Origin of the sequence: Mycobacterium sp. Aquia_213 (genome assembly GCF_026625985.1) — a bacterium.
Taxonomy (GTDB): Bacteria; Actinomycetota; Actinomycetes; order Mycobacteriales; family Mycobacteriaceae; genus Mycobacterium.
In genome coordinates, this window is record NZ_CP113116.1 from 3840419 (window position 1) to 3857031 (window position 16613).

General features: G+C 66.1%; 15 protein-coding genes. 4 read left to right on the top strand and 11 right to left on the bottom strand.

The window, feature by feature from the left end; translation table 11 throughout:
• Window positions 1-4: 4 nt before the first annotated feature.
• Window positions 5-1363 (top strand): HNH endonuclease signature motif containing protein, encoded by a 1359-nt coding sequence (locus LMQ14_RS17955; protein ID WP_267730891.1) that lies wholly within the window; start codon window positions 5-7, stop codon window positions 1361-1363.
• A 2-nt stretch (window positions 1364-1365) separates the two neighbouring features.
• On the opposite strand, the gene LMQ14_RS17960 is transcribed toward LMQ14_RS17955, so the two are convergent.
• Entirely contained in the window at window positions 1366-2454 is a 1089-nt protein-coding gene (locus LMQ14_RS17960; RefSeq protein ID WP_267730892.1) for a dihydrodipicolinate reductase, read from the bottom strand.
• Window positions 2455-2459: 5 nt separating this feature from the next.
• Window positions 2460-3485, bottom strand: coding sequence for a Rieske 2Fe-2S domain-containing protein (locus LMQ14_RS17965; protein WP_267730893.1), 1026 nt, complete (start codon window positions 3483-3485; stop codon window positions 2460-2462).
• A gap of 204 nt (window positions 3486-3689) precedes the next feature.
• On the opposite strand from LMQ14_RS17965, the gene LMQ14_RS17970 reads away from it, so the two are divergent.
• Window positions 3690-4268, top strand: coding sequence for a TetR/AcrR family transcriptional regulator (locus LMQ14_RS17970; RefSeq protein ID WP_267735576.1), 579 nt, complete (start codon window positions 3690-3692; stop codon window positions 4266-4268).
• 15 nt (window positions 4269-4283) lie between these two features.
• Window positions 4284-4808 carry a GNAT family N-acetyltransferase gene (locus LMQ14_RS17975; protein ID WP_267730894.1) on the top strand — a complete coding sequence of 175 codons (525 nt, stop codon included), beginning with the start codon at window positions 4284-4286 and terminating at the stop codon, window positions 4806-4808.
• 4 nt (window positions 4809-4812) lie between these two features.
• On the opposite strand, the gene LMQ14_RS17980 is transcribed toward LMQ14_RS17975, so the two are convergent.
• From LMQ14_RS17980 to LMQ14_RS17995, 4 genes are all read right to left on the bottom strand, one after another.
• Window positions 4813-5889 (bottom strand): PDR/VanB family oxidoreductase, encoded by a 1077-nt coding sequence (locus LMQ14_RS17980; RefSeq protein ID WP_420714537.1) that lies wholly within the window; start codon window positions 5887-5889, stop codon window positions 4813-4815.
• An 11-nt stretch (window positions 5890-5900) separates the two neighbouring features.
• Complete coding sequence (locus tag LMQ14_RS17985) at window positions 5901-7667, bottom strand: SDR family oxidoreductase (protein ID WP_267730896.1); 1767 nt, start codon at window positions 7665-7667, stop codon at window positions 5901-5903.
• Between the two features lie 3 nt (window positions 7668-7670).
• The gene (locus LMQ14_RS17990; RefSeq protein WP_267730897.1) at window positions 7671-8579 is read right to left on the bottom strand and encodes a metal-dependent hydrolase; all 909 of its coding nucleotides are present in this window, start codon (window positions 8577-8579) and stop codon (window positions 7671-7673) included.
• A 122-nt stretch (window positions 8580-8701) separates the two neighbouring features.
• Window positions 8702-9217, bottom strand: coding sequence for an Lrp/AsnC family transcriptional regulator (locus tag LMQ14_RS17995; RefSeq protein ID WP_267730898.1), 516 nt, complete (start codon window positions 9215-9217; stop codon window positions 8702-8704).
• Window positions 9218-9284: 67 nt separating this feature from the next.
• Between LMQ14_RS17995 and ald the strand changes: the two genes are divergently transcribed.
• Window positions 9285-10400 (top strand): alanine dehydrogenase, encoded by a 1116-nt coding sequence (gene ald / locus LMQ14_RS18000; RefSeq protein ID WP_267730899.1) that lies wholly within the window; start codon window positions 9285-9287, stop codon window positions 10398-10400.
• A 3-nt stretch (window positions 10401-10403) separates the two neighbouring features.
• Here ald and bla read toward each other — a convergent pair whose 3' ends face one another.
• From bla to rpsO, 5 genes are all read right to left on the bottom strand, one after another.
• Window positions 10404-11288: a class A beta-lactamase gene (bla, locus tag LMQ14_RS18005; protein WP_267730900.1), complete on the bottom strand. Its 885-nt coding sequence runs from the start codon at window positions 11286-11288 to the stop codon at window positions 10404-10406.
• A 6-nt stretch (window positions 11289-11294) separates the two neighbouring features.
• Window positions 11295-12323, bottom strand: a complete 1029-nt coding sequence (locus LMQ14_RS18010; protein ID WP_267730901.1) for a nitronate monooxygenase — start codon at window positions 12321-12323, stop codon at window positions 11295-11297.
• A gap of 4 nt (window positions 12324-12327) precedes the next feature.
• On the bottom strand, window positions 12328-13713 hold the full coding sequence (locus LMQ14_RS18015) for a M16 family metallopeptidase (protein ID WP_267730902.1): 1386 nt from the start codon (window positions 13711-13713) through the stop codon (window positions 12328-12330).
• The gene (locus LMQ14_RS18020) at window positions 13691-15958 is read right to left on the bottom strand and encodes a polyribonucleotide nucleotidyltransferase (protein WP_267730903.1); all 2268 of its coding nucleotides are present in this window, start codon (window positions 15956-15958) and stop codon (window positions 13691-13693) included. The genes LMQ14_RS18015 and LMQ14_RS18020 overlap by 23 nt, the downstream gene beginning before the upstream one ends.
• A 332-nt stretch (window positions 15959-16290) precedes the next feature.
• On the bottom strand, window positions 16291-16560 hold the full coding sequence (rpsO, locus tag LMQ14_RS18025) for a 30S ribosomal protein S15 (protein ID WP_036468159.1): 270 nt from the start codon (window positions 16558-16560) through the stop codon (window positions 16291-16293).
• Between the last annotated feature and the right edge of the window lie 53 nt (window positions 16561-16613).

Below are 16613 nucleotides of genomic sequence, written 5' to 3' on the forward strand. Positions count from 1 at the left end.
GAACATGTATTCGATCGAGCTTCCGGACGAGGTGTCCGCTGCCCTGGACACGCTGGACGCCGGCGACGCCGCAATCCGCGGCCTGGACTTCGATGCATTGAGCCCCGCCGGCCGGCTGCGCGTGCTCGAACGGATGGAGGCCTCGCGCCGACGGCAGATCGCGTCGAGCCACGACGTCATGGCGAGCCTGGCCATGGAGGAACCGGCCGCCGTGGGTGGCCCGATCCACAAGGTCATTGCCGATTGCCTTCGAATCAGTTACGCCGAAGCTCGCCGACGGGTTCGGGATGCCGAACAGCTCTCTGCGCGTTTGACTCTCACCGGCCAAGAGTTGCCACCGGAGCTCCCGGCCACCGCCACGGTTTGGCGAGAAGGCCGGCTCGACGCGCAGCACCTGCGCGTAATCCAGACTTTCGTCCGCGACCTCCCGGACGCGACACCCGCCGATACCGTCGAGGACGCCGAGCGATTTCTGGCCAAACAAGCCACCAAACTTCGCCCCGATCAGCTGGAAAGGGCCGCACATCGGATTGCGCTGCACATCAACCCCGACGGGAAGTTCTCCGACTCCGACCGCGCACGCCAGCGCGGCTTCGCGTGGTGCGGTCAGCGCCGCGACGGGATGAGTATCGGAAAACTCATCGCCTCACCGGAATTGCGTGCCAATCTCGACGCGTGGTTCGCGCGATTCGCCGCGCCCGGCATGTGCAACCCGGATGATGAATACCCTTGCACCACTGACGAACCCGCCGATGATCTGGTTAGCCATGATGCGCGAACGCCGGGACAGCGTCAGCACGACGCGCTCAATGCCTTGGTACGAGGCCAGTTGGGCGACCCGAAGCTCGGTCAGCACAACGGGTTGCCGGTCAGCGTCATCGTGTCGACTACGCTGCAGGAGCTGACGACGGGCACGGGCCGAGCGGTGACGGGCGGTGGAACGCTGCTGCCCATGCGAGATGTGATCCGGATGGCCAGCCATGCCTACCACTACCTTGCCGTATTCGACGAGCATCAAAGTCGGCCACTGTATCTGGGCCGATCCCGCCGAGTTGCCACACCGGATCAACGCGTGGTCCTGTACGCCAAGGATCGCGGCTGCACGCACCCGGGCTGCGACGCGCCCGGCTATTGGTGCGAAGTCCACCATGTCGACGAATGGGCCGCGGGCGGCGGAACCGATGTCGATAACCTCACGTTCGCATGCAGACCCCACCACAAACTAGCCGGAACGGGTTGGCGAACAAGGAAATTAACCAACGGCCGCACCGAGTGGATCCCGCCGCCGCAGGTTGACCTCGACGCGCGCACCAACGACTACCACCACCCGGAAAGAATTCTGGGTGACGACGAAGCGTGCTGAGGCTAGAGGTTGAACCGCCCGGCGAATCCGCGCAGCGGAAGGTCCGCACTGGTGATCAGCCCCGGCGGTGCCGCCACCACCGACCTGATCGAGGCGAGGGCGGGCATGCCGGTCACGGTCATGCCGATGGAAGCGAAGTTGTCCGGGTTGGACAGGTCCACGCCGGGCTTGGGGAAGATCATGTGCTTGTTGTAGACGCAGGGATCGCCCTTGATCTGAGTGATGTAGCAGCCCTTGATATCCCAGTGCGGATCGGTGTGCGGCGTCATCTGCCATTCCAGATGCGTCTCTACCCGGGGCACCCCGTCGACCATGCCCTGGTACTTGATGTAGTTCCCGCCCAGGGATCCCTTGGGCAGGATGTACCAGCCCAGGTCGACATCCTTGGTGCAGGCTCCCAACTCATAGCTGAACTGGACCTCGTCGAGTTTGACGTCGAAGCAGTCGGCCATCATCAGCACACTGTCGGCGAACACGCGGGTGTACTTTTCCAGCTTGGCCGGGATCGACGGATCATCCACGGGCAGGCCATAACCCACCTCGATCCAGGTGTCTTTGGAATGGTGACACGACACGTCGACGGACTCGATCGTGGTGACGTTTTCGATGTCGGCGACGTCGGCCGAGCACACTACGCCGAGGATCTGGTTGAGCCCCGGGTTCATCCCGGTGCCGTAGAACGTCGCACCGCCCTTCTCGGCGGCCTCGGCCAGCAGCTGGCTCACCAACTTGCCGGACGGGTGCGGGTGGTTGGTGTCGCGGTGCCACCCGGTGATCCAGTCGGCGGTGGTGACGATATCGATGCCCGCCTCGAGCACCTCTAAGTAGAGATCCTCGTCGGGGAACACACCGTGAAACGTCAGCACGTCGGGCTTGGCGGCGATGATCTCCTCGATGGTCCCGGTGAACTTCACCCCGTTGGACCCCACACCGGCGAACTCGCCCGTGTCCTTGCCCACCTTCTCCGGCGAATAAGCGTGCACGCCAATGAGTTCGAGATCGGGCTGGGTCGCGATCCGCCTGATCATCTCCGAACCGACGTTTCCACTTCCGACCTGGAAGACGCGAATCGGTCCAGCGGGTGCATTCATTGCGTTCAGCCTTTCTGGGATGCTGCGTACACTTCGGCGGCACTGCCACCGATGCCGTCGGGATAGAACTGCTTGGCCCACTTGCGAATTGCGGTGAACCCCTCGTACTCGTCGGTGGCCAGCGCCGGCGGATCCGAATACCGTTGGTGCTGCCAGATTTCGACGTCCTGCTCGAACTGCCGGATGACTTCTCGGCCGAACTCCTGGGCCTTCGTCTCGGCCCGGACCGGATCCTTATGCGGCGTGCGGCCGATGTACACCATGAACCGGACATCGGAGGTGCACTCGTCGACCGGGGTGATCGCCGAGATGGTGCGGTTGTCGACCATGCCCCAGCTCTTGGTCACGGCGATACCCAGCCCGCCGTTGATGGCCTCGACGCCGCTGTTGACGTCCTCGATCCGCTGTCCGTCGTCACCTTCGAAGGTGATCGTGAAATCCACGAAAGACACCGGCTCGGCGAAGTCGTGGCGGGTGAAGACCGGCACGATGGGCGTGTTGTGCACATACTTGAAGTGCGCGAAGTCCACCCCGTTTTCCAGCACGTACTGCGGATGCAGCTCCAGGCCGGCGCGGTACAACCGCTGCTGCGGGTAGTAACCGTCGGTGCCGCTGCCATCGCCGAACGCGGCGAACACGTCCGGGGCGTCGAAGAACGGCTCGCGACGCTCGACGTCGTGCCAGATGTAGACGGACTCGTTGCGCTCCACCACGGGATAGGTGCGCACTCGGCGGCCCCGGTTGGGGCGGTCCTGATAAGGAATGCACACGTTGCGGCCCTCGTTGCTCCACTGCCAGCCGTGGAACGGGCACTGCAACACCTCGCCGACGACCTTGCCGCCGTAGCCCAGATGCGCACCCAGGTGCTCGCAATAGGCATTCATGACCGTGAGCTGGCCAGAGTCGGCCCGCCAGGCAACCATCTCCTGGTCGAAGTACTTCATCTTGTGGACGTCCCCGACGCCGATCTCCTCAGACCAGGCGACCTGGAACCATCCGGTGGGTTTCATCGACAACGGCGGCTTTGCCATCAGAGCTGCCCTCCTCGCATACGAATGATAGCGGCGCCGGCCAACAATCACAGTACCCTCTATGAAAAAGTTAGTCTGCTCGGCCGTCGCAGGCAAGCCATCGATTAGGATCGGCCGATGGCGCAGCGGGCTACCAGGCACGTCTCGGAGGCCGGCATCGTCGGCCGGCGGCCGAACCGGCGCGGCAGCGCTACTCGCGAGAACATGCTCGAGGCCGCGCTGCGGTCACTGGGCTCGGGCGAACCGGGCTCGGTGTCGGCCAATCGCATCGCCAAAGAGATCGGCGCCACCTGGGGCGCGGTGCAGTATCAGTTCGGCGACACCGACGGTTTCTGGGCGGCCGTGCTGCACCGCACCGCCGAGCGACGCGAGGCGACGTTCTCGACCCTGTCGACACCGATCCGACCGAACGCGCCCCTGCGCGAGCGCGTCAGCGCCATCATCGAAACCCTCTACCGCGGTCTGGCGTCGCCGGATTCACGCGCGATCGAAAATCTGCGCGCGGCCCTCCCCCGCGATCCCGACGAGCTGGAACGGCTCTACCCGCGCACCGCCGCGGAGTTGTTCTCCTGGGGCAAGAGCTGGCTGGAAACCTGCCAGAACGCCTTCGCCGGACTCGACGTCGACCCGGACCGGGTCCGCGAAGTGGCCGCACTGATCCCGGGCGCGATGCGTGGCCTGGTGTCGGAGCGTCAACTCGGGTCCTACGCCGACCTGGACATGGCCCGGCGAGGTCTGACCAACGCCCTGGTCGCCTATCTGGAGCACTCCGGGGTCGAATGACCTTAAGGTGGCCGTGTGAAATCCAAGGACGTCAAGATCCGTAGAGCCGGGCCAAGCGATTTCGAGAAGGTCGCGGCGATGCACTATCCGGTGTGGCGGCAGTCCTTGGCCGGAATCCTGGAGGATCACGTGCTCGACGTGATCTCGACACCGAAATTGTGGGCCACGGTGAAATATCCGGAAGCGCTGATGCAGCCGGGGTGGGGCATGTGGGTTGCCGAGTCTCGCGGCAAGCTACTGGGGATGACGGTCTTCGGGCCCGACGCCGCCAATCCCAACGACGTGAAAATCGACGCCCTCTACACCGCGCCAGACGCAAAGGGGCTCGGCGTCGGTGTGCGCCTACTCAACAAGGCCGTGCGCTCGAACCCGTCGGGTGACGTGATCTTGTGGTGCGCGGAAAACAACGCCGAGGCGCGACAGTTCTACGAAGAAAATGACTTTCAACTTGACGACCGCACCCTGGTCTGGGAGCCGCTGCCCGGTGTGAGTGTGTCCCACGTCGGCTATCGACGTCATCAACAGGCGCCCGAAGACTGACCGCTCAGGCGTCGATGACGAGCAGGTCGGCTTTGGCGCGCGACACACAGACCAGCATCTCATCGTCGCCCACCGCGGTGCGCCCGCGGTGATCGACCTGTCCGGCAAGCACTTTGACCTTGCACGTCCCGCAGAAGCCCTGCTGGCACGAGTACGGAGTGGTCGGATCGAGGTCGCGCATGACGTCCAGCGCGGACCGATTGGCCGGAACACGCAGCAACCGCTGCGAGCGCGCGAGCTCGAGCCCGAAGGGGACGCCGTCGACGACCGGCGGCGGGCTGAATCGCTCGTAATGCAATGGTGCGTCGGCGTGTTCGTTGCGGGCCATCCGGACCGCCTCGAGCATGGCGCCCGGGCCGCACACGTAGACGGCCGTCGTCGGCCCGACGCCGACGAGCAGGTCATCGACGTCGGCACACCGGCCGTGTTCGTCGTCGGCCCAGACGGTCACCCGGTCCGGCGCCACCGCCACCACTTCGTCCAGTAACGGCATGTACTCCCGGCTGCGCCCGGCATAGATTGCCCGCCAGGTGATTCCGCGCTGCTGGGCTACCTGGATCATCGGCAGAATCGGCGTGACGCCGATGCCGCCGATCACAAACAACACCTCGCGCTCTGCCGTACCGAGGTAGAAGGCGTTACGCGGGCCCTCGAATACCAGCGTGTCGCCCACGTCGAACGCATCGTGCATTTCGATCGAACCACCCCCGCCGTCGGCGATCCGGCGGACGGCGATGCGGTAGTCCGTGCGACGCCCGGGCGGACCGCACAGCGAGTACTGGCGTCGCCGCCCCGACGGCAGCACCACGTCGAGATGCCCGCCGGGGGTCCAGGACGGGAGCAATCCGCCGTCCGGGTCGGCCAGCGTCAGCGCGACCACGTCGGGCGCGACGAGTTCGCGCTTGGTGACGACGGCGGATTGGGTGCGCCGCACCGGCTTGATCCGCGCGGGCTCCCACCGCGACACCGCGTTGAATCCGTCGTACAACACCCGGATCCCCCACAGCACCGTGCCGAGGCGGTCGCGTTCGCGCCGGCCGTACAAGTCGGCGGGCCGACTGGTCCAGATGCTTTCCCGCACAGGCAAATCCCTTACGTCGGTCGAATGTCCAACCGCGCGAGCAGCCGAATCGCTCCCGGGCTGATCCGGCGCATCGCGTAGCCGATCCTGGACTCGGCGGCGATCGGTAACACCGCCGGGCCGGTCTTGATCGCCTTGACGATCGCCTCGGCGACGGCTTCCGGAGTGTAGTTGCGGCGCCGGTAGGCCACGTCGGCCTTGTCCCGGGCGCGCTCCTGTTCATCGTCCGACATCCCGGCATAGACAGTACTTTTCGCGATATCGGTGTTGACGAATCCGGGGCACACCGCAGTGACGGTGATGCCCTCGTCGGCGAAATCGGCTCGCAGCGATTCGCTGAACCCCAGCACCGCCGCCTTCGAGGTGCTGTAGGCGACCATGGATTTCGAGGGTAGGTAGGCCGATGCGGAGGCCACGTTGATGATCGTGCCGCCCTCGCCACGTTCGACCATCTGCGCGCCGAAAGCCCTGCTGCCGGAGATGACGCCGCGCAGGTTGATCCCGATGATGTCCTCCCAGTTCCCCGGGCTGGTCTCCAGAAACCGGCCGGCCATTCCGATGCCGGCATTGTTCACCAGGATGTCGACCACGCCGTGATCGTTAAGGACTTGTGCGGCAAGGTCGTTCATCGCCTCTTCGTCGCTGACATCGGCCTGGTACACCGCGGCCTCGGCGCACGCGGCACGAACGGCGTCCGCGGTTTCGTTGGCCGCGGCGAGGTCTCGATCGACGATGACCACCTTGCGGGCACCGTGACGGGCCAGTTCCACCGCGGTGGCCCGGCCGATGCCGGCGCCCGCGCCGGTGATCAGCGCGAGCTTGCCCGGTATCTCGTGCGGACCGGCGAGTACGGACGGCGCACTGGCGGGGACCGTGCCACCGGCGCTGCGATCGATCCACTCGCTGGTCAGCCGGGCCACCACGTCGGGACGCGACGTCACCACCCAGTGACCGCCCTCGATCGAAACCACTCTGCCCCCAGCGGGAATCGCGCCGGTAAAGCGCTGCAGAGCAGGCGTCACGAACAGGTCCATCCGCGGCACCAGCACCTGGACCGCGACGTTGGTTTTCGGTAGTTCGCGTCCCGGCAACAGCATCGGCGACGGCATGTTGGCCCGGTACAGGTTCAACCCGTTGACATAGTCGGCGATCGAGCGCGGCGTCGCGCGGCGTTGACTACGCGTGCTCGATCGGCCGATGCGTTCCACGGCCTCAACGACTTTCACGCCAATTCCGGAATGAAACGCCACTTCGGGCACGCCCGGGCACAGAAAGAAGCCGATGTAAGTCGACGCCATCAGCTGCCCCGCGACCTGGCCCAAAGTCCGGGGATTGCGCGCCGACCGCAAGAACCTGCCCGCGTACTGCAGGTGGGGGCCCGAGATCGAGGTGAACGAGGCGATCTTGTCCATCACCGATTCGTCGGTGATGGCCGCCCAAGCCTGAATCGAGCCCCAGTCGTGCGCCAGCAGGTGGACCTGCTCGACCCCCAGGCTATCGATCACCGCTGCGAGATCGGACACCAGATGCTCGAAGGCATAGCCGGATTGCTTTGCGGGACGCGATGATTCGCCGGCACCGCGCACATCGTAGGCGACGAAGTTGTATCGGCCGGCGTAGTTCTGCGCGAACTCCTCGGCGACCGGATCCCAGACGTGGTGGTTATCGGGCCAGCCATGAATGGCGAGGATGGTCGGGCGCGTTGCGTCGATTTCGGTGTAACGATGGACGGCCAGGGCCACGCCGTTGGATGCGGTGAATCCGAAGTTGATGGTCATAGATCAGTGCGATGCCCTCGCTGCAGGAGAGACGGCCAGATAGTCGACTGCTTGCCCAAGCCCGCCCAACTGCGAGGGGTGGAAGCCCGGCCGGTAGTAATCGGCGATACCACGCACGAATCGTAGCGGGCCGGGCAGCAGGCCCCGGCGGGCCGCGTTGACGTAATCGCGCCAGCGCGGCTTGGCGCCGGGCGCCAGCAGTGGATCCACCGAATACAGGAAGCGCACGCCGCGAATCCAGAGCAGCAACATCGCCGGCGAGACGACCAGCTGCGCGCGCACCTGCCGCCAGTACCCGGCCTGCAGATGCTTCATGGTGTCGAAGGCCACCGCCTTGTGCTCGACTTCCTCGGCGCCATGCCAGCGGAGCATGTCCAGCATCACCGGATCGGTACCGATCGCATCGTGCGCCGGAGTGTTCAGAATCCACTCGCCCAAGATCGCGGTGTAGTGCTCGATCGCGGAGATGAACGAGACCTGCTCGAGCAGCCAACTGTCCTGGCGCCGCTTGCTCCACCCCGGCCGCGACCCCAGCACCTTCTCGAACATCCACCTGACCTGGCCGGTGTAGGGCGTCACGTCGATACCCCGCGCGTCGAACCGGTCGAGCACGCCCGAGTGCGCCTGAGAATGCACCGCCTCCTGGCCGATGAATCCCTGCACGTCCAGTCGGAGCTGGTCGTCGCGGATCAACGGCAGCGCCCGCTTGAACACCTCCACGAAGAACTCCTCACCCGCGGGCAGCAGCAGGTGCAAGACGTTGAGCATGTGCGTCGTGAACGGCTCGTTGGGCACGTAGTGCACCGGTAGCTTCGCCCAGTCGAATGCGACATCACGCGCCTCGAGCACGAGACGCTCATGGTCGAGCGACGCGTCGTGCGGACCCGCGGCCTGGTCGTCGACGGTGAACATATGGCCCCCTACCTGCGCGTTTACTCCGACCAAAAGTCGTCTCGGTGAACATCGGGCATGACAAGTATAAGTTCGCGCCGCGGATATGCGAAACCGCCGGTACCGGGTTTCTGCCGCGCTGTCTAGATCGGCGCTGCCCCACGGAGATGTTCGAAGATCAATGAGGTCTGAGTTCCGGCGACGTCGGCGTCGGCGTTGAGGTTCTCCACCACGAACGACCGCAGGTCCTCGGTGTCGCGGGCCGCGACGTGCAGGATGAAATCGTCTGCACCGGCGAGGAAGTAAACGTCCATCACCTGGCGCCGGCCCCGGATCTGGTGGATGAAGCTGCGGATCTTGCCGCGCGCGTTGGACTGCAGGGTCACCGAGATCATCGCCTGCAGCGGCATGCCCGCCGCGACCGGGTCGATGTCGGTATAGAAACCCCGGATCACGCCGAGGTCCACCAGCCGACGTACCCGCCCGTGACATGTCGACGCCGCGATCCCGACCGCCTCGGCGAGCGCATTGTTGGTGATACGGGCGTCGGCGTGCAGCAGGCTCAGAATTCTGCGGTCCACGGCGTCGAGGTCGGCGGGCCGAACATCCTTCGGTACATCACCCAGTCCATCCACGATATCCGTTGACTTATCAGTCATATGCCGATCTTATGGAATTAACATCAGCCTGTTTGCCGCTTGGTCGAAATTTCTTCACAATTGAGGCATGCGAGTCGGTATTCCCACCGAGACCAAAAACAACGAATTCAGGGTGGCCATCACCCCGGCTGGCGTCGCCGAACTGACGCACCGCGGCCACGAGGTGCTCGTCCAGGCCGGCGCCGGAGAAGGGTCGGCCATCACCGACATGGAGTTCAAGGCGGCGGGCGCGCAGCTGCTCAGCACCGCCGAGCAGGTGTGGGCCGACGCCGACCTGCTCCTCAAGGTCAAGGAACCGATGCCGGCCGAGTACGCGCTGTTGCGCTCCGGGCAGGTCCTGTTCACCTACCTGCACCTGGCCGCGTCGAGCGCCTGCACCGACGCGCTGTTGACCTCCGGCACAACGTCGATCGCCTACGAGACCGTGCAGACCGCCGACGGCGCGCTGCCATTGCTGGCCCCGATGAGCGAAGTCGCCGGCCGGCTGTCCGCTCAAGTCGGGGCGTATCACCTGATGCGGACGCGGGGTGGCCGCGGCGTGCTGATGGGCGGGGTGCCGGGCGTCAAGCCCGCCGACGTCGTCGTCATCGGCGCCGGCACGGCCGGTTACAACGCGGCCCGGGTGGCCAGCGGCATGGGAGCCAGTGTGATGGTGCTGGACCTCAACATCGACAAGCTGCGGCTGCTCGACGCCGAGTTCACCGGGCGCATCCAGACGCGCCACTCGTCGGCCTACGAGCTCGAAGGTGCCGTCAAACGCGCCGACCTGGTGATCGGGGCCGTCCTGGTGCCCGGCGCGAAGGCGCCGAAGTTGATCACGAATTCGCTTGTCGCACAAATGAAACCGGGTGCGGTGCTGGTGGACATCTCGATCGATCAGGGCGGGTGCTTCGAGGATTCGCGGCCCACCACCCACGACGACCCGACGTTCGCGGTGCACGACGCGGTGTTCTACTGCGTGGCCAATATGCCCAGCGCGGTTCCGAAGACCTCGACCTACGCGCTGACCAACGCGACGATGCCGTACGTGCTCCGGCTCGCCGACCAGGGCTGGCAGCAGGCATGCCGGTCGGATCCCGCTCTGGCGAAAGGCCTCTCGACGCACCAGGGCGCGCTGCTGTCGCAGCGGGTGGCCGCCGACCTGAGCCTGCCGTTCACCGAGCCGGCCGGCGTGCTGGCCTGATTCTCAGCCCTGCCCGGTCAGCCAACCCAGCACCGATTTCGTCACCTCGACGATCAGCGGCCGCAGCGCATCGGCATCCCGATTCGCCGACTGCGAGCGCGTCATCAGCGACAGCGACGCGCGTTGCCCATTTGGCCCGTAGACCATGCCGACGTCGTTGGTGCTGCCGTAATCCCCGGTGCCGGTCTTGTCGGCGGTGGTCCACCCCGGCGGCAGGCCGGCCCGCATGCTCGAGGTGACATTGCCGCGCATCCACTGTTCCAGCTGGCTGCGCTGGGTATCGCCGAGAACCGTTCCGGTGAGCAGGTTTTGGACTCCGGTGCCCAGGGCCCGCGGGGTGCTGGTGTCGCGCGGGTCGCCGGGGATCGCGGTGTTCAGTTCGATCTCCCACCGGTCGAGCCGGGTGCGCTGGTCGCCGATGGAACGAGCGAAGTCGGTGATCGCAGGCGGTCCGCCGATCTGCGCCAGCAGCAGGTTGGCGGCGACGTTGTCGCTACGCTGCAACGCGGCCGCACACAGCTGCGCGAGTGGCATGCTGTTGCCGGCCTGCGGCGCGGTCACCGGCGAGTTGGGCAGCAGCGCGGCGGGATCGATGAAAACCGGTTGTTGCAAATCTAATTCGCCGCGCTGCGCCTTCTGCAGCACCCGCGCCGCGGCATAGGCCTTGAACGTCGAGCACATCGCGAACGGGTCGTCGTCGCGATGTGCCAGCGCGCGCCCCGACCCGAGATCCGTCGCGAAAAGCCCGATGTACGCATTGAATTGGCGCTCGAGCTCGGCCAGGCGATCGTAGACCTGCGCCGGATCGGCGTGCGCGCTTGCGCAGGCGCTCAGCGCCGGGACCGCCAACGCGGCCAGCAACATCCGCCGGCGTGTCAGTTGTGGCACGGCGGGCTAGTCGTTGGGCGTGAGGCTCGCGACGATATCGGCCACCGGACCCGGCTGTGCGTCGCGGAACGACGTTCCCGCCCAGAGGTTCATGCCCTGCGGATCTTCCCGCTCGGCCGCGGCTTCCCGGATCGGCAGCGTCATCTGGTTGACCTCGGGATAGCCCAGCGGCGCCACGTTGTCGAACAGACGAATGAATTCGTTCTCCAGGCTGCGCGCGTACCGGCCCGAGAACGCGCGCGTGACGATGGTCTTGGCGAAGAGTTGATTCTTCATGGCGACGCGTTGCCCGGTGGTGGTTCCGGCTTCGTCGGTGAGCAGCAGGGCGGTTCCCACCTGTGCGGCCACCGCTCCCCTGCGCAGCACGCCCGCGACGTCCTCGGCGGTGCCCAGCCCCCCCGCGGCGATGATCGGGATGTCGCGATGTGCCCGGTGGATGCGGTCGATCAGCTGATGCAGCGATTCGCTGCCGGGGTCCATGTCGGGCGCGAAGGTGGCGCGGTTCCCGCCCGCGTTCGGACCCTGGACCACCAGGCTGTCCGCGCCGGCGGCAACGGCCACCCCGGCCTCGTAAAGCGATGTCACCGTGACCATCACCAACAGCCCAAGCGCTCCCAACCGCCGGATCACATCCGGCGACGGCACGCCGTAGGTGAAGGACACCAGCTCGGGGCGTAGGTCGGCGACGACTTCGAGCTTGCGCGCCCAGTCGTCGTCGTGGCCGAATTCGGGCCGGCCCACATAAACCTGGTAGTGCTCGGCGATCGCTTCGAGTGCTTCCGCGTAGAAGTCCAGCGCTACCCAGTCGGCGACACTGGGTTGCGGCACAAGCAGGTTCACACCCAGCGGGCCGGTGGTAGCGGCGCGCGCCGCGGCGACGTTCTCAGCAAACTGATCCGCGCTCACGTACCCGGCGGGGACGAAACCAAGTCCGCCCGCGTTGGACACCGCCGCCGCCAATGCCGGGCTGCCGGGTCCGCCCGACATCGGTGCGCCCACGATGGGCACCGCGATATCCCAAAAACCCAGTACCATCCGGCTAATTTACCATCGCCCGAAGTTGTTGCGGCAGAGATCGTTTCGAAGCATACGGCCCGAGGACCGCGGCACCGTAGCGCTTGGTCAGCAACTGGCCCGCCACCGCGTTGACCTGATCGACGGTGACGTCGTCGATCTTCCGCAGGGTGTGCTCGATGCTGCGGTGCTTGCCATAGTTCAATTCACTGCGACCGATGCGGCTCATACGAGAACTGGAGTCTTCCAGGCCCAGCACCATCCCGCCACGCATGGAGCCCTTGGCGATGCGGCATTCGGCCTCGGTGATGCCGTCGCGAGCCACCGATTCGAGCACGTCGGTCGTCACCCGCATCACGTCGGCGAACCGCTCGGGCAAGCACGCGGCATACACCGAGAGCGCACCGCTGTCGGAGAACATGTCGACCGAGGAGTAGACCGAGTAGGCCAGCCCGCGCAGCTCGCGAACCTCTTGGAAGAGCCGGGAGCTGAGCCCCCCGCCCAGCGCGGTGTGCAGCACCGACAACGCCCAGCGATGTTCCCAACCGCGTCCGGGGGTGCGCACGCCCAACAACACGTGGGTCTGCTCGGCGTCCCGTTTGGCCACCGACAATGCGGGTTGGCCGCCGACTCGTCCGGCGCCCTTGCGTGGCGAAATGGGCTGGCGCCCACGCACCAGACGCGCCCCGAAGTGCTCGCGCACCAAGCCGACCACCTCGTCGTGGTCGACATTGCCGGCCACCGCGACGACCATCCGTTCCGGCGTGTAGCGCCGCATGTGGAAGGAGTGCAGTTGCGACCGGGTCATCGCCGACACCGACTGCGCGGTACCGATCACGGGACGCCCGAGCGGATGATCGCCGAAGAGCGCCGAGAGGAACATGTCCCCCAGTGCGTCCTCCGGGTCGTCGTCGCGCATCGCGATTTCCTCGAGCACGACATCGCGTTCGAGCCCGACGTCTTCGACGGCGCAGCGGCCGTTGAGGACCACGTCGGCGACGAGATCGACGGCCAGTTCGAGGTCACTGTCGAGCACGTGCGCGTAGTAGCAGGTGTGCTCCTTGGCGGTGAACGCGTTCAGCTCGCCGCCGACGGCGTCCATCGCCTGGGCGATGCCCACCGCGGTGCGGGTCGGCGTCGACTTGAACAGCAGGTGCTCGAGGAAGTGCGCCGCACCGGCAACGGTCGCGCCTTCATCCCTCGATCCGACACCGACCCATACCCCGACGGACGCGGAACGCACCGCGGGCAGGTACTCGGTGACCACCCGCAGGCCGCCCGGCAAGGTGGTGCGGCGCAAGGTGGCCTGCGGTGCAGGTTCAGCCTCGGCGGCGTGCTTGCCCCGCCGCAGGGCACCCGATCGGCCGGGGCGCGCCCCGGCCGAGTCGTCAGCTGCTGGCCGTCGCGGCATCGGCTGGCGCGGTCTCCTGAGGAGCATCGGCGGGTGCGGCGCCGTCTTCTTCGACCAGGACCAGCGAGATCTTGCCCCGCTTGTCGATATCGGCGATCTCGACGCGCAGCTTGTCGCCGACGTTCACCACGTCCTCGACCTTGGCGATGCGCTTGCCCCTACCGAGCTTGGAGATGTGCACCAGACCGTCACGGCCGGGCAGCAGCGACACGAAAGCACCGAAATCCGTTGTCTTGACCACGGTTCCGAGGAATCGCTCGCCCACCGTCGGCAACTGCGGGTTGGCGATGGCGTTGATCCGGTCGATCGCGGCCTGCGCCGAGGGGCCGTTGGTGGCGCCGACGAACACGGTGCCGTCGTCCTCGATGGAGATCTGGGCACCGGTCTCTTCGGTGATCGAGTTGATCATCTTGCCCTTGGGGCCGATGACCTCACCGATCTTGTCGACAGGCACCTTGATGGTGGTCACCACCGGCGCGTACGGGCTCATCTGGTCGGGCTCGTCGATGGCCTCGGCCATCACCTCGAGGATGGTCAGCCGCGCGTCCTTGGCCTGCGCCAGCGCACCCGCGAGGACCTGCGACGGGATTCCGTCGAGCTTGGTGTCCAGCTGCAGGGCCGTGACGAAGTCCTTGGTGCCGGCGCACTTGAAGTCCATGTCGCCGAATGCGTCCTCGGCACCCAGGATGTCGGTGAGGGTGACGAAGCGGCGCTCGGTCTTGCCGTCGACCTCGACGTCGTCGGAGACCAGGCCCATCGCGATACCGGCCACCGGCGCCTTCAGCGGCACACCGGCGTTGAGCAGCGCCAGCGTGGACGCGCAGACCGAACCCATCGACGTGGAACCGTTGGAGCTCAGGGCTTCCGACACCTGACGGATCGCGTAGGGGAATTCCTCGACGCTGGGCAGCACCGGGATCAGGGCCCGCTCGGCGAGCGCGCCGTGCCCGATCTCGCGCCGCTTCGGCGAACCGACGCGGCCAGTCTCGCCGGTGGAGAACGGCGGGAAGTTGTAGTGGTGCATGTAGCGCTTGGAGGTTTCCGGCCCCAGCGAGTCGATCTGCTGAGCCATCTTGACCATGTCCAGCGTGGTGACACCGAGGATCTGGGTCTCACCCCGCTCGAACAGCGCGCTGCCGTGCGCGCGCGGCACGATGGCGACCTCGGCCGACAACGCACGGATGTCGGTGATGCCGCGACCGTCGATGCGGAAGTGGTCGGTCAAGATGCGCTGGCGGACCAGCTTCTTGGTCAGCGACCGGAACGCGGCGCTGACCTCTTTTTCCCGGCCCTCGTAGGTCGCCGAGTCCTTAGTGAGCCGCTCGAGCACCTCGGCCTTGAGCTCGTCGGTGCGCGCGTCGCGCTCGGCCTTGCCGCCGATGGTCAGCGCCTTGGCCAGCTCGTCGGTGGCCACCGAGGCGACCGAGTAGTAGACGTCTTCCTGGTAGTCCGGGAACGTCGGGTACTCACCGACGGGCTTGGCGGCCGCGTCGGCCAGCTCCTGCTGCGCGGTACACAGCGCGGCGATGAACGGCTTGGCGGCCTCCAGGCCTTCGGCCACAACGGTTTCCGTCGGCGCCTGCGCGCCACCCTCGACGAGCTCGATGACCTTTTCGGTGGCCTCGGCCTCGACCATCATGATGGCGACGTCGTTGTCGATCTTGCGGCCGGCCACGACCATGTCGAACACGGCATTCTCAAGCTGCTCGACGGTCGGGAACGCGACCCAGGTGCCGTCGATCAGCGCGACGCGCACGCCCCCGATGGGGCCGGAGAACGGCAGCCCACTGATCTGGGTGGAGGCCGACGCGGCATTGATCGCCAGCGCGTCGTACAGGTCGTTGGGGTCCAGGCTCAGGATCGTCACCACGACCTGGATCTCGTTGCGCAGGCCGGAGATGAACGACGGCCGCAGCGGGCGGTCGATCAGCCGGCAGGTCAGGATCGCGTCCGTAGAGGGCCGGCCCTCGCGACGGAAGAACGAACCGGGGATGCGCCCGGCGGCGTACATCCGCTCCTCGACGTCGACCGTCAGCGGGAAGAAGTCGAAGTGCTCCTTGGGGGACTTGCTGGCGGTCGTCGCCGACAGCAACATGTTCTCGTCGTCGAGGTAGGCGACGACGGCGCCGGCGGCCTGCTGGGCCAGCCGGCCGGTCTCGAAACGAATGGTGCGGGAACCAAAGGTTCCGTTGTCGATTGTGGCGGTCGATTCGAACACGCCTTCATCAATTTGAGCTACAGACATAGGTGTCCGTACAGCCTCTCTAGGTTATTCAGCTTTTTCGCGTGGTCACACGCAACCCGCAGAGGGTTCGGAGCAACCCTCGCGAAACTAGAGTCTGAATGCGGCTACGGCCATCGATCGAAGCGGCCGACCTGCCCCAGATCCGGAGAGCCCGGCTGCCACTACCGAAGACCGCCCGATACAGACCGGGCTGCTTCCGTCGTGACACGCTGGAACGGAACACACGGATCTGTGCGTACCGCACCATTTGTTCGGGCCAGACAGGCCCAGAACGCTCTCACTCTACACTGGCGAACTTGGCTGGCCAGGAAGGCGTGGGAGAGGGCCAAGCGTCAGCGACGCAGGCCCAGCCGATCGATCAGCGAGCGGTAGCGCTCGACGTCGATCTGCGAGATGTACTTGATCAGCCGGCGCCGGCGACCGACCAGCAGCAGCAAGCCGCGCCGCGAGTGGTGGTCGTGCTTGTGCACCTTGAGGTGCTCGGTCAGGTCGGCGATCCGCTTGGTCAGCAGCGCGATCTGCGCCTCCGGCGATCCGGTGTCGGTGTCGTGCAGGCCGTATTGGCCCAGAATTTCTTTTTTCTGTTCGGCAGTAAGCGCCACGAAATAACTCCATCAATAGGTCCGCGAAGGTTCAAATGTCAGGCACGGCCGCC